Consider the following 13,790-nt stretch of genomic DNA (forward strand, 5'->3'; position numbering starts at 1 on the left):
GCCGGGATGGGAAAGGTCAGACAGATCGTGCTGGCACGGCGACCCAAAGGGGTGCCGGTGCCGGAAGACTTCCAACTTGTGGAGACGGAGGGCCCGGAACCGGGCCCGGGAGAGTTCCTGGTGGCGATGCGGGTGGGATCGGTCGATCCCGCGATCCGTGGCTTTCTGGACGATCGGCCCAGCTATATCGATCCGGTGGCGCTGGGCGCGCCGATCAACGGCATGTCGCTGGGCGAAGTGGTCGCCTCCAACCATTCCGACTATCCGGTGGGCACGCTGGTGCGCGCCTTCGCCACATGGTCCGACCACTACGTGCTGTCAGGCGATGCCTGGGGATTGGAGACGGTGCACCGCCAGCCCGATACCGAACTGCACCACTACATGGGCGCGCTGGGGCCGGTGGGGCTTACCGCCTGGGTCGGCCTGTTCGCGGTGGGCGAGGCGAAAGCGGGCGAGACCGTGGTGGTCAGCGCGGCGGCAGGCGCCACCGGATCGACCGTGGGCCAGATCGCCAAGGCGCGGGGCTGCAAGGTCGTGGGCATCGTTGGATCGCCGGAGAAGGCGCAGGTGATCCGCGAACTTGGTTTCGACGCGGCGATCGATTACCGCGCCACGCCTGACATCGCGGCGGAGATCGCCAGGGTCGCACCGGAAGGCGTGGACGTCTATTTCGACAATGTCGGCGGCGAAGTGCTGGAAGCGGTGCTGCCGCTGATGCGCCTGCACGGCCGCGTTGCCGTGTGCGGCATGGTGGGCCAGTACAACGATGCGGACCATCCCCACGGCGTCACCACGCTCTGGCAACTGGTGGTCAACCGCATCCGTATGCAGGGCTTCATCACGTACGACTATCCGGACGTGCTGGCGCAGGCGCAGGCCGAACTCGATGGCTGGGTGGCCGAAGGCAAGCTGAAGCCACTGGCAAATGTGCGCGACGGGTTCGAGAAACTGCCCGAAGCCTTCATCGACCTGATGTCGGGCCGCACGATCGGTAAAACTCTTGTCCGGATCTGACATCATGGGTGAAACCTGGCACCCGATCGTGGCCGAGGCCGATTTTCCCGAGGAGGGCAAGCTGGCCGCGCGGATCGCGGGGTGGAGCGTGCTGGTGGCGCGGACCGAGGACGGCTTCTGCGCCGTCAACGATCGCTGTACCCATCAGGCGGCATTGCTGTCCGGCGGCAAGGTGCGGCGGGGGACGATCATGTGCCCGCTCCACGGTGCGCGTTTCGAGGTTGCGACCGGCCGCTGCATCGGCGGGACTTACGCCGATCTGCGCCGCTTCGACTTGCGCGTGGAAGGCGGGATGATCGAGGTGGCCGTGCCCGATACCCCGCCCGGCCCGCACGAACGGCCGGTGGAAAGCTGATACCTGAACGGGAGAGAACCATGCCCTATACCGGACCTTTCGAGGATCGCCTTGCCATCCGCGAACTGTTGGAAACTTATGCCGACGCGGTGACGCGCCGCGATGCGGACGCCTGGGGCGCGACATGGGCGGAAGACGCCGAATGGTCGCTGCCCGATTACCCCGAACTCGGCACGCAGAAGGGGCGGGCGGCCATCGTCGCCATGTGGATGGAGGCGATGAAGGCCTATCCCGGCATCATGTTCGAAGCGTGGCCCGGCTCGATCGAGGTCAGCGGGACGAGCGCGACCATGCGCAGCTATACCTCGGAGATCTACGACCAGGACGGCGTGACCATGCGCGATCGGGGCGTCTATGAAGACACTTGCACGAAAATCGACGGCAAGTGGCTGTTCCAGAGCCGCACGTTCCGCAATATCCATCGCCAGCACGCGCCGAAGGGCTGCTAAAGCCAGCGTATGCAGGCCTGTTCAGCGCGGTTTTCTACCCGAACTCCGCGCTTCCAAACAAGAAAAGCCCGGCTCCCATCCAGGAAGCCGGGCTTTTCCCTTGCGAGGAGACGCGCTCAGAAGTTCTTCGTCAGTTCCACCATGACGGTGCGGGGCAGCGTGCCGAAGCCCAGCTGGTCGGCATGGACGCCGGCCGCCGTGCCGGTGCCGCTGCCGGTCGAGGGGCCGTCCACCACGCCGGTGACGTAGAACTGATTGGTCAGGTTCTTGCCGATCAACGCGATCTGCCAGTTGTCGTCCGCCGCGCCGAAGCGCAGGCCTGCGTCGAGCGTGACGTACTTGTCCTGCTTAGACAGCGGGTTACCGAAGGCGGAGGCCAGATAGCTGTCCGAATATCGGGCATCGACATTCATGCCCAGCTTCATCGAGGACCCGACCGACATCTCGTAATTCACGCCCAGGTTGCCGGTCCAGCGCGGGGCGACCGAAAGCGGCGCGCCGCTCAGGTCCTGACGGGTGTTGCCGGCAAGGTTGCAGCCCTCCGTCGGGGTCTGGCCGGCATAGCATGGGGCCAGCGGGAAATCGGTGTAGCGCGCCTTGTTGTAGTTGATCGAACCGTGCACGTCGAAGCCGGGGATGCCGTTGGGCGCGAACTGGAATTCCGTTTCGATCCCCTTGGTCCGGGCATCGGCGGTCAGCGTCTGGAACGCGAAGATGGGTGAGTTGAAGAAGTCCACCTGCAGGTTCTTGTACTTGTAGTTGAAGGCAGTGACGTTGAAGCGCAGCTGGCGGTTGAAGAGGGTGGACTTGAAGCCCAGTTCGTAACCTTCCGCCTTTTCCGGATCGAAGGTAAGGTCTGCGGAGGGATCGTTGGAAAGCTTCGAATTGATCCCGCCGTTGGAGAACCCGCCGGACTTGTAGGCGGTCTTGTAGGCGGCATAGACCATCAGGTCCTGCGTCGGCTTCCAGGTCAGCGTGGCTTCGGGCGACCAGTTGGTGAAGTGCTGGCGCGCGGTCACTTCGCCAAGCCCATCGGGATCGTTCTGGTCGCGGAAGATGCCGGTCAACAGCGGGTTGTTGTAGGGCTGGGTGAAGAAGCTGTTCTTGGTCTCGTCCGAATAGCGCACGCCGCCGGCCAGTTCCACGGTGGGCACGATCTTGTAGGTCAGCTGGCCGAACACGGCCATCGTCTCACCCTTGGTGAAGCTGCTCTTGGCGCTGGCGACATATTCGTAGCCGGCCGGCGCGGCGGAGTTGGAAACGCCGCCGGTCATCACGAACTGGGCGAAATCGCGCTTGGTGTTCTGGTAGAGGGCGCCCACCATCATGTTGAACGGCCCGCTGAACTGCGTCAGCGCGCGGAATTCCTGGCTGAACGCCTTCCATGAGGAATTCTCGGTCGCCCAGGTGCTGCCCGGTCCGGAGCCGCTGTCGCTGGACTGGAAGTCGCAGGCGCAAGTCCACCGGTTGTTGTTCCACTGATAGTTGGTGACCGAGGATAGCTGCAGTTCATCGGCATCGTAGGTCATATTTAGCGTGCCGGACGCCGATCGATAGCGGTTGTAGAGCGATCCGTCCTTCTTGGCATAGGGATAGTTGGCGGCGACATCGGCCGGCATGTTGTTCTGGTGGGTGACGAAGTCCTTCTCACACGCATAGCCGTTCAGCTGCGAGGTTTCGCCATTGCCACAGGCATAGGCGACGTAGTTCCAGGAGGAGTTGTTGACCTTGTTCAGATCCACGCTGCCCTTCAGGCTGACGGTCAGCCGGTCGGTCGGTTCCCACTTCAGGGTGCCGCGCGCCAGGAACTCTTCCTCTCCCGGTGCCTTGTGCGCCGCCGGGGTGGCGATGTGCGAGGTGGGATCGCCGTTACCGCCGGCCAGGATGCTGACAGAATCGACGTCCGTGAACGTCACGTCATTGGCGACGTTGCGGTAGTAGCCGCCGTCCATCTTCGAATAGCGCGCGGCGATGCGGATGCCCAAGTTATCGGTGATCGGCATCGAGGCGAAGCCTTCGACGCGGTATTGCTGGCTCTTGAACTCGTACCCGCCCTTGATCTGGAACTGGGGAGTGGACGTGGGATCGGCGGTGGTGATGGAGATCACGCCGGCAGTGGCGTTCTTGCCGAAGAACAGCGCCTGCGGACCCTTCAGCACTTCCACGCGGGCCAGATCGAAAAAGCCCTCCTGAATGACACGGCCCTGCCCGTAATAGGCGCCGTCCACCACCACCGCGACCGACTGTTCGATGCCGATCGAGGTGGAGGACGATCCGATGCCGCGCAGGGTCAGCTGCGCGCCCGATCCGTTGGAAGCGCGGCCGACGTTGAACTGCGGGGCGATGGCGGCGATCTTTTCCACGCTGGTGATGTCGCGCGAAACGATCTGCTCGGCGGAGATCGCGGTGACCGCCACCGGCACGTCCTGCGCGGTTTCCTGCCGCTTGCGCGCGGTGACGATGATTTCCTGGATGCCGCCCGTTGCGTGGGCGGGCTGAGCTTCTGCGGGGGATGGAGCAGGGGCTGGCGTCGCGGGCGGCGCCTCCTGCGCATGGGCCGCAGCGGCGCTCAGTGCGACGGTCAGCACCGTCGATGTGAGCAGGATGGATTTCGAGAATCGCATGTCAGGCCTCCCACCAATTTTCTTGTCACGCATTTTCGTGTCTTGGCCCCTTCGTAGAACTGCGGGGCCGGTGCGGCGGCCTGTGCAAACGGATAGCCCTAGCTGTTTGATCAGGTGGCGCCCGCGCGTGGGCGGGCGACGGTGACGGTTCGGGCCGAAGAACCCGGCAGGAGAGTTACATTGAACGGCAACCGTTTCTGGCGTCTGGATCGCCACCCTGAAGGCAATGCGGATTTCGACCGCTTCCTATCGCTTTGCACGGAAGAACGGGCGCCGCTGGCCGAAGGCGAGGTGCGCATCGCCGTCCAGTGGCTGTCGATGGATGCCGGCACCCGCATGTGGATGAGCCCGCGCACCGATGGCTACCAGCCGCCGCTGCCGCTGGGCGCGAAGATGGTGGGGCTGGTGCTCGGCCGCGTCAGCGAGACGCGCGATCCGGCCTTTCCGGTGGGAACGCTGGTGCGCGGCTTCGGGCAATGGGCGGAGCAGGCGGTGGTATCGCCTGCGCTGGCAGGGTTGGAGGCGGTGGATGAGAGCCTAACCGATCCGCGCCAGCATTTCGGTGCGTTGGGGATGAACGCCTGGACGGCCTATGTCGGCGTCAAGGAAGTGGCGGCGGTCAAGCCCGGCGAATGGCTGGCGGTTTCGGCAGCGGCCGGGGCGACGGGCAGCCTGGCCTGTCAGGTCGGCCGCAATCTGGGCGCGAAAGTGGTTGGCATCGCCGGCGGGGCGGAGAAGTGCCGCTGGCTGGTCGAGGATCTGGGCGTGGATATGGCGATCGACTACCGCACGGAAGATGTGGAGGCGCGGCTGGCGGGCGTGCCCGGCGGGATCCATGCTTTCTTCGACAATGTGGGCGGACCGATCCTCGACGCCGTGCTGCCCAACATGGCGCATTATGGCCGCGTGGCGATCTGCGGGATGGTGGCGGGCTATGACAGCGAGGCGCCGATGCCTGGCCCGGCGCGCTTCGACCAGATCCTGATGCGGCGCCTGCGGGTGGAGGGGTTCTTCATCCCCGATTTCCTCGAACGCGGGGCAGAATTCCTGCCGCACCTGCGCGCGTGGCTGGATGAGGGCAAGCTGACGGTGCGGTTCGACGAGACGCGGGGGATCGAGAACGTGCTCACCGCCTATGAGCGGATGCTGACGGGCAAGAACATCGGCAAGGTCGTCGTGCTGCTTTAGGCGGGCGCCTTGAGCTACTTATTCCCGCCATTCTTCGCCGTCTAATACCCCGTCGCCCCCGCGAAGGCGGGGGCCCCGCTACCTTCTGCGGCGTAGCAGGATGGCTCAGCAAAAAGCGGGATCCCCGCCTGCGCGGGGATGACGAAGTGGGATTACGGGCGTTCTCGCGTTAGCCGACCCCGTGAAAGGAACCAGCCCGGGCAGCGCTTTTCGCGCGCAGCCCGGGCCGATCATTCTTCACATCGCGGTCACGCCGCCATCCACCACGAACTCCCCGCCGGTGACGTAGTTCGCCTCGTCGCTGGCGAGGAACAGGATCATGTTCGCGATGTCGAGCGGACTGCCCATGCGCTTCATCGGGATGGAGGCGACGATCTCCTTGAAGCCGTCTGGATTGTCGTTCCGGGCCACGTCCTGCATGGCCGTCTCGATCATGCCGGGATGCACCGAATTGCAGCGGATGCCCTCAGCCGCGCATTCCATCGCGACGACCTTGGAGAAGATCCGCACGCCGCCCTTGGCCGCGCCATAGGCCCCGCACATCGGCACGCCCACCAGCCCGCCGATGGACGAGAGGTTGACGATCGATCCCCCGCCGCCGGTCTTGCGCATCAGTTCCACCGCGCGGCGCGTGCCCAGGAACACGCTGTCCAGGTTGACCTTGTTCTGCCGTTCCCAATCGGCGACCGTCAGCGAGGTCAACGGTTTCAACACGGCGATCCCGGCATTGTTGACCAGCACGTCCAGCCGGCCATGGCCTTTCTCGATCGTCTGGAACAGATCTTCCCATGCTGCTTCGCTGGTGACGTCCTGTGCATAGGCTTCAGCCTGTCCGCCAGCGTCGCGGATGGCGGCGGCGACGCTTTCCGCGCCCTTGGCATCAAGGTCCGTCAGGTAGACGAACGCGCCTTCCTCGGCAAAGCGCCGCGCCGTGGCCGCACCCAGCCCGCGTTCGTTTCCGGCACCGGTAACCAGCGTAATCTTTCCTTCGAGACGACCCATGTTTGCAGTACTCCGTTAGAACTTGAATCCGATTGTGGCGCCATAAGTGCGCGGTTCCAGCGCCATGCCGAACGACCACAGCCCGGCGACGGTGAAGGCGTGCGTGGTCGTCTTCTCGTTGAGAAGGTTGCGGCCGAACACGCGCAAGTAGGCTTCCTTGTCGCCGATATCGAAGTTGAAGGTCAGGCTGGTGTCGACCAGATCCTGCGTGGTGGTGCGCACGCGCGGATCGTTGCCGTTGACGATCACGCTGGTCACGTTGCCGTTGGCATCGAGTACGGGCGTAAGCGAGGCTTGCGAAATCTGCTCGTCATACGGGCTGATGTGCCGCCAACCGGCCGTGGCCACCACTTTGCCGAAGCTGGTGGGGATCGTGTAATCGCCGTTGATCGATGCGGTGAACTTCGGGGCGTAGATCAGCCGGTTGGCCGAATAGTCGAACGGCACGATCAGTGTGCCGTAGGCGCCGTCGGTAACGAAGTTGCGGAAGTGGGATTTCATGTAGGCGGCGGAGGTGGTGATCGTGAAGTCCGGCGTCACGCGGAAGGTGCCGTCCATCTCGATGCCCTTGATCAGCGCGCCGCCGGGCACGTTGCCGGTGATCGTCTGGTTGCCGGTGGGGCCGCCGGGCACCGTCAGGTTCTGCTGCATGTTCTTGTAGTCGGACACGTATCCGGCCAGGTTGATCTGCACCTTGCGCTGGAAGGCGGAAAGTTTCGCGCCGATTTCGTAGGCATCCACGGTTTCCGGCTGGAACGGGGTGCTGGCGGTATCCGCCGTGGCGGCACGGGGGCTGAACCCGCCCGACCGATAGCCGCGCGACCAGCTGGCGTAGAGCATCACGTCTGAATTGGGGCGGTAGTCGATCCCGATCTTGGGTGTGAACTTCGAGAAGTTGGCATCACCGGATCCGATCAAGCCGGTCTCGGCGAAGCTGTTGGTCAGCTTCTTGTTGTCGTGAGACCAGCGACCGCCGAACGAGAGGCGCCATTTGTCGGCAAAGGCCCAGTTGAAGTCGCCGAAGAACGCATAGCTGGTGGTCTTGCCGTCCACGCTTTGCGGATTCTTGTCGAACTCGGTCGGCGGGATGGACGAATCGAAGCCGAACAGGCGGGTCCACTGGATCAGGTCGTAGCTGGAATGGAAATAGTATCCGCCCACGACATAGTCGAACCCGGTAAACAGATTTCCGGCGGCGCGCAGTTCCTGGCTCCGCTGGGTGTAGTGCTGTCGCCGGTCTACATAATAAAGATCGGTGGACGATCCGTCGAAGTCCTGCGTCTGGCGTTCCTTGCTGTGCCGCCATCCGGTGATGGAGGAAAGCTTCACGCCGCCCAGATCGTAATTCATCTGCAAGGTGGCGTCCGGCGCGTTATAGGTGCTCTTCGCGGCATCGCCGAAGGTGGTGTAGAGATCGGTCGTGGTGTTGCGGTTGCACTGGTTCGCCGGCTCGTACTGGCAGAACACCTCGGTGCTGTTGGCCAGGTTACTGACCACCGGGTTGAAGGATTGGACCACGTTTTCCACGCTCAATTGCGCGTCGAAGCCCGAGCCGGTGGGCTGGAACAGCAGGCTGGCGCCATAGCTGTCGCCCTTGCTCCAGCCGTCGCTCGTGTCGCGGGTGACGTTGTGGTAGAAGCCGTCGGTCTGGTCGTGGAAGTACCAGGCCTTGATGCCCCAGGTCTCTCCGTCACCATAGTTGGCGATGGCCTTGGCGGCCCAGGTGTTCCAGCGGCCATAGGTGAATTCTGCCCGCACGCCCGGCTCCATCGTGGGTTTGGTGCGGGTGATGTTGATGACGCCGCCGATGGTGTTGGCGCCGAACAGCGTGCCCTGCGGCCCGCGTAGCACTTCGATCTGCGCGATATCGAACGCGTCCTGAAGCTGGCCGGTGCTGGTGCCGATCGTCACCCCGTCCACCACCACGCCCACGGTGGGCGTCTGGGACTTTTCGATGTCGGCATAGGTCAGGCCGCGAATGGAAATGTTGGCGGCCTGCGCACCCGAATTCTGCTGCGTGATCAGCAGGCCTGGCGCGGCGCCCTGCAGGTCGCCGATGTTCACCGCCGCCTTGTTCTCCAGCATCGCGGCGTTGATCGCGGTGATCGCCACCGGCGTCGATTGCAGCGTTTCGGAACGCCGGCGCGCGGTGACGATGATCTCGGTGGCGTCCACCGTCGCGTGTTGGGGAGCGGCCGCAGCTGCCTCAGGCGGGGCCGTACTGGCGGCCTCGCTTTGGGCATATGCTGGAGACGCGATGCAGGAGAGCGCGCTTGTCGATAGTGCGACAAGCAACGCTCCGCGACGATGTGCGGATGCCATTGGTTTTCTCCCTCTCCCCGACTATTCGTGTAGCCGTTTTTACTCTGTCACTATGCTACGAATTCAGTCCGAGCCCGACCTGACAATTTGCACAGGTGCACACTGGGCCGCGAATGGCGAGGCAGCGGATCGTCGAGAGGAGAACCCACCATGCCCGTAAACCGCCGCTTCCTGCTTGCCCGCAGACCCGTTGGCGAACCCGTGCCGGATGACTTCGCTCTGGTGGAGGAGGCCGTGCCAGCGCCGCCGCCGGGCGGGATCGTGGTGCGCAACCACTTTGCCTCGCTCGATCCCGCGCAGCGCGGGTGGATGGACGATACGCCCAGCTACATGCCGCCGATCCTGCTGGGGGATGCCGTGCGTGCGACGACGGTGGGTGTGGTGCATGCCTCAGACAATCCGGACTTCCGCGTGGGACAATGGGTGATGGGCCTGAACGCGCTGGAGGACTATTCGATAGCGATGCCGGGTGGGTTCACCATGCCGATCGACGTCGATGCTGTGGCCTCGCCCTCCAACTATCTCTCGGCCCTCGGCGCGGTAGGGCTGACGGCCTATTTCGGCCTGATGGAAGTGGCCCGGCCGCAAGTCGGCGAGACGTTGCTGATCTCCGGCGCAGCGGGTGCGGTGGGATCGGCAGTGGGGCAACTCGGCAAGATCGCCGGGTGCCGCGTGGTCGGCATTGCCGGCGGGGCGGAGAAGTGCTGCCGCCTGATCGAGGATTACGGTTTCGATGCCGCGATCGACTACAAGGGCAAGGATCACGCCGCGCTGGTCGCTGCGATTGCGGAGGCGGCGCCGGATGGGGCGAACGTGGTCTTCGAAAACGTCGGCGGGCCGGTGCTGGAGGCAGAAGTGTTCAACCTGGCGCTCCATGCGCGGATCGTGCTTTGCGGGTTGATCAGCGAATACAACGCGCCCGAAAAGCTGGGTCTGCGCAACCTCTGGCAAGTGCTGACGCGGCGGGCGACGGTGCACGGCTTTCTGATCGCCGATTATGCCCACCGTTTTGCCGAGGGCGGCGCGCAGATGGCGCAGTGGCTGGCCGAAGGGTGCCTGCGCGCGGACGAAGATGTGCAGGAAGGGTTGGAGAACGCCTATGCGGCCTTCATGCGGCTGTTTTCCGGGGCGAATACTGGGAAACTGGTGCTCCGGATTGCCTGAGCGCGGGGCCATGAATAGCTGATCGACCAAAGAGCTTCGTCGCCCCCGCGCAGGTGGGGATGATGAAGGTTAGTGGCAAAAAAAAGGACGGCGGACCATGCGGCCCGCCGTCAGCTCCGTGCTGGAGGGTAACGCTTAGAACTGCACGCGCTTGGTGTAGCCGCCGTCGACCACCACATTGGTGCCGGTGGTGTAGGAAGAGGCGGCGCTGGCGAGGAAGACGATGGTGCGCGCCACTTCCTCCGGCCCGCCCCAGCGGCCCAGCGCAAAGGTGGCTTCGGTGGCCTGGTAGAGTTCGGGCATGGCCTGCCCGATCGCTTCCCAGTTGCCGCCGGGGAACTTGATGGGACCGGGGGAGACGCAGTTCACGCGGATGCCCATCGGGCCGACCATCTGGCTGAGTTGGCCCGAATAGGCGATCAGCGCCGCCTTCATGGCGTTGAAGGCCTGGGGCACGATGAAAGTCTCGGTACCGGCGGTGGAGGCCATGATGACGATCGCGCCCGCGCCCGATTTCTCCAGATAAGGCTGAAGGGTTTCGCAGCCGAGTACGGTGCCCTTGATATCGGCGGCGAAGCAGGCTTCCCAGTCCCCCGTCGCGCCCGAGCCGGAGGCGCTGGCGCCGGGGACGAAAACGTCGCAGCCGCCCAGCCGATCGGCGGCCGATTTCAGCCATGCGACGTAAGCGCCGTGGTCCAGCATGTCGAGCGCCTCACCGATCACGATGCCACCGTGGCGTGCCAGCGATTCGACCGTTTCGGCCACTTGCTCGGCATTGCGCGAGAAGAAGGCGATGTCGCAGCCCTCCGCGGCGAAGACTTCCAGCGCGGCGCGGCCGATACCGCGGCTGCCGCCGGTGAGAATGACCTTCTTGCCCTTCAATCCAAGATCCATGGCTGCCTGTTCCTCTGCCTTCGCGCGTTGTTTTCTGTGCGGGTTGTCGCTGCTCGACGGGCCGGGGGCCACTCCTATTTTGGTCAGGAACGGCGCATCGCCCGGCGTGGTAGGCCAGCCGGATAAGCACGGGAGAGAACGATGGGACGACTGCAGGGCAAGCGCGCCGTGATTCTGGGCGCGAGCAGCGTGGACAATATGGGGCAGCACATCGCCCGGCGCTTTCTGGCGGAAGGCGCGCGCGTGCTGGTTTCGGGCCGCAAGGAGGCGGTTCTGGCCGACTTCGCCGCGCAAAACGGATGCGAATGGGCGACCTGCGACCTGACCGATGAGGGCAGCGTCGAGGCACTGGCCGAAGCGGCCGTCGCGAAGCTGGGCGGTATCGACATCGCCCTCAACGCCACCGGCTGGGGGCTGCTGAAGCCGTTCCTGGACACCACGCACGCGGACGTGATGGCGATGACCATGCTCCAGTACGTCGGGCCGTTCCACTTCTTCCAGTCGATGCTGCGCCGCATGGCACGCAACCGGGGCGGGCAGGGCGGATCGATCATCCAGATCAGCTCCGCCACGGCAACGATCATGCTGGACGACCACGCCGCCTACATGGGCACCAAGGCCGGAACCGATCACGTAATTCGCTGTATCGCCAACGAATTCGGTAGGGAGGGCGTGCGCGCCAATTCGATCTCGCCAGGGTTGACCGATACGCCGATGACGGCGGATGCCAAGCAGGTGCCGGGGTTGTTCGATGCCTTTCTGGCCGGTTACCCGCTGGGCCGCATTGGCACATCGGACGACATCGCCGCCGCCGCCGTCTGGCTGGCCAGCGACGAATGCTTCATGACCGGCGAGAACCTTCAGGTGAACGGCGGCCTGACCTTGCGGCGCAATCCGATGAAGAGCGAGATCGACGCGGCAGTGATGGCGGCGATGGGGGAATAGGCGGGGTCTCCGAGCGCGGGCCAACATCTTAATACCCGTCATCCCCGCGAAGGCGGGGATCCCGCTTGTTCTTCGACCCACAGCGCTGCGGCTCAAGAAAAGCGGGATCCCGGCCTTTACGGGGGCGACGGGGTAGGACGGTGATGGGTCGCCTTCAACTCACACCGTGTGCGCGGTTCTCACGGAACCAGCAATCCCCGCACATCCTCCCGCAGCAGATCCTTACGCACCTTGCCTGAGGCGGTGCGCGGGAAATCCTCGCGGAATTCGAAGCGTTCCGGAATCTTCTGCCGCGCCAGCCCGCTCGCGGCGACGTGGGCGGACAAGTCTTCGCCCGAAACCGCCCCAATCGCGATGACATAGGCGCAGACGCCTTCGCCCAGCCGCGCGTGGGGCATGGCCACCACCGCCGCCTCACGCACATGGGGGTGAGCGTGGAGCACGTCCTCGATCTCCTTGGCGGAGATGTTCTCGCCGCCCCGGATGATCAGGTCCTTCTTGCGCCCGGTCACGGTGATCGCGCCTGCGGGTGAGCGCACGCCCAGATCGCCAGTGCGGAAGAAACCGTCTGCCGTGATCGCCTCACGCGTTTGGCCAGCGTCGGCATAGCCCAGCAACATGCCGGGGCCGCGTGCGAGGATTTCGCCCTCCTGTCCGTCCGGCAGATCGCGCTCCTCGGCGTCGACGATCCGCACTTCGTAATCGACCACCTTACCGTCAGTGGTGGCGGCAAGCGCCTCGTCCTGTGGCCAACCGAAGGTGACCAGCGGCACTTCGGACGCCCCGAACACGCGGAACGCGCGGCACCGGGCGAAGGCGGCATTGGCGGCGGGAATGAGGTCCGCCGGTACTGCTGCGCCGCCGCAGGCGAAGAAGCGGAACGAGGGCAGCGGCTTGTCCGCCGCGCGCGCCGCCGCTGCCAGTTCGACGAGAAACGGCGTAGCGGCGACCGTGCCGACCAGCGCATGCCGGTCGATCAGCGTCAGCGCTTCGTCCGCGTTCCAGCTTTCCATCAGCACGGTGCGGGTGCCGCAGACGAAGGGCGCCTCCAGCCCGTTAGCATAGCCCGAAACGTGGGTGACGGGGGAGGGCATCAGCGTCGGCTCTCCGGGCGCAAGGCCCCAGTGTGCGGCGCTTGCCCGCAGGATGCGCGCGATCGAGACGTGGCTGTGCAGCACGCCCTTGGGCCTGCCGGTAGTGCCGGAGGTGTAGAGCACCATCTTCACGCCCAGCGGATCGACGGTGGGCCGGGCGAAGGAAGTGCCGCGCCCTTCTGCGACCAGCGCGGCGTAATCGTCGGCGCCTTCCCCGCGTACGGTGAAGATGTGGCGTAAGTCCGGCAGGTCAGGCGCGATGCGCGTGGCCATGGCGGCATAATCGAACTTGCGGAACGTGGCGGGGACGAACAGGGCGACAGCGCGGCAATCGGCCAGCATCTGCGCCACTTCCCGGTCGCGGTAGATCGTCACGATCGGATTGACCACAAGACCGGACATCGCGGCAGCCAGGTTGATGACCATCGCCTCACGCCAGTTCGGCACCTGAAAGGCCAGTACATCGCCCGGTCGCAGTCCGCGCGCGTGGAGGGCGGCCGAAAGCGCCTCCGCATCGGCCAAAGCCTGCGCGCGGGTAACCGATACGGGGCCGTCGATCAGCGCCACGAAATCGGGATCGCGTCCGGCCATCGCCTCTGCCTGCTGCGCGATGGTGCGTTCGTCCCACGCACCGGTTCCGGCATAGGCGGCAAGATGCGGCGGGGGCGTTTCAAGCCATGCCCAGGGGCTGTCTTTCCTCTCCATCATCACCGATGACTGCCCCTGCCGATGATCGCGG

11 protein-coding genes are annotated in these 13,790 nt (G+C 64.9%); 6 read left to right on the forward strand and 5 right to left on the reverse strand.

Features of this window, described 5'->3' with window-relative positions:
• Positions 1-6 precede the first annotated feature (6 nt).
• From WBP06_RS19720 to WBP06_RS19730, 3 genes are read left to right on the forward strand one after another with little or no spacing between them, the layout of a single operon-like run.
• Positions 7-1,014: an NADP-dependent oxidoreductase gene (locus tag WBP06_RS19720; protein ID WP_395336427.1), complete on the forward strand. Its 1,008-nt coding sequence runs from the start codon at positions 7-9 to the stop codon at positions 1,012-1,014.
• A gap of 4 nt (positions 1,015-1,018) precedes the next feature.
• On the forward strand, positions 1,019-1,369 hold the full coding sequence (locus WBP06_RS19725; RefSeq protein WP_395336429.1) for a Rieske (2Fe-2S) protein: 351 nt from the start codon (positions 1,019-1,021) through the stop codon (positions 1,367-1,369).
• A 20-nt stretch (positions 1,370-1,389) separates the two neighbouring features.
• Entirely contained in the window at positions 1,390-1,818 is a 429-nt protein-coding gene (locus WBP06_RS19730; protein ID WP_395336431.1) for a nuclear transport factor 2 family protein, read from the forward strand.
• A gap of 116 nt (positions 1,819-1,934) precedes the next feature.
• On the opposite strand, the gene WBP06_RS19735 is transcribed toward WBP06_RS19730, so the two are convergent.
• Complete coding sequence (locus WBP06_RS19735; RefSeq protein WP_395336433.1) at positions 1,935-4,442, reverse strand: TonB-dependent receptor; 2,508 nt, start codon at positions 4,440-4,442, stop codon at positions 1,935-1,937.
• A gap of 180 nt (positions 4,443-4,622) precedes the next feature.
• On the opposite strand from WBP06_RS19735, the gene WBP06_RS19740 reads away from it, so the two are divergent.
• Positions 4,623-5,630, forward strand: coding sequence for an NADP-dependent oxidoreductase (locus tag WBP06_RS19740; protein ID WP_395336436.1), 1,008 nt, complete (start codon positions 4,623-4,625; stop codon positions 5,628-5,630).
• 237 nt (positions 5,631-5,867) lie between these two features.
• Here WBP06_RS19740 and WBP06_RS19745 read toward each other — a convergent pair whose 3' ends face one another.
• Both WBP06_RS19745 and WBP06_RS19750 read right to left on the reverse strand, forming a co-directional pair.
• Positions 5,868-6,632 (reverse strand): SDR family NAD(P)-dependent oxidoreductase, encoded by a 765-nt coding sequence (locus tag WBP06_RS19745; RefSeq protein ID WP_395336438.1) that lies wholly within the window; start codon positions 6,630-6,632, stop codon positions 5,868-5,870.
• Positions 6,633-6,647: 15 nt separating this feature from the next.
• The gene (locus tag WBP06_RS19750; protein ID WP_395336440.1) at positions 6,648-8,954 is read right to left on the reverse strand and encodes a TonB-dependent receptor; all 2,307 of its coding nucleotides are present in this window, start codon (positions 8,952-8,954) and stop codon (positions 6,648-6,650) included.
• Positions 8,955-9,104: 150 nt separating this feature from the next.
• Between WBP06_RS19750 and WBP06_RS19755 the strand changes: the two genes are divergently transcribed.
• Complete coding sequence (locus WBP06_RS19755) at positions 9,105-10,118, forward strand: NADP-dependent oxidoreductase (protein WP_395336442.1); 1,014 nt, start codon at positions 9,105-9,107, stop codon at positions 10,116-10,118.
• Between the two features lie 135 nt (positions 10,119-10,253).
• On the opposite strand, the gene WBP06_RS19760 is transcribed toward WBP06_RS19755, so the two are convergent.
• The gene (locus WBP06_RS19760) at positions 10,254-11,012 is read right to left on the reverse strand and encodes an SDR family NAD(P)-dependent oxidoreductase (protein ID WP_395336444.1); all 759 of its coding nucleotides are present in this window, start codon (positions 11,010-11,012) and stop codon (positions 10,254-10,256) included.
• 141 nt (positions 11,013-11,153) lie between these two features.
• Between WBP06_RS19760 and WBP06_RS19765 the strand changes: the two genes are divergently transcribed.
• The gene (locus tag WBP06_RS19765) at positions 11,154-11,957 is read left to right on the forward strand and encodes an SDR family NAD(P)-dependent oxidoreductase (protein WP_395336446.1); all 804 of its coding nucleotides are present in this window, start codon (positions 11,154-11,156) and stop codon (positions 11,955-11,957) included.
• A 179-nt stretch (positions 11,958-12,136) separates the two neighbouring features.
• On the opposite strand, the gene WBP06_RS19770 is transcribed toward WBP06_RS19765, so the two are convergent.
• Positions 12,137-13,759, reverse strand: coding sequence for an AMP-binding protein (locus tag WBP06_RS19770; protein ID WP_395336448.1), 1,623 nt, complete (start codon positions 13,757-13,759; stop codon positions 12,137-12,139).
• Between the last annotated feature and the right edge of the window lie 31 nt (positions 13,760-13,790).

Origin of the sequence: Novosphingobium mississippiense (assembly GCF_044029535.1) — a bacterium.
In the GTDB taxonomy this organism is placed as follows: Bacteria; Pseudomonadota; Alphaproteobacteria; order Sphingomonadales; family Sphingomonadaceae; genus Novosphingobium.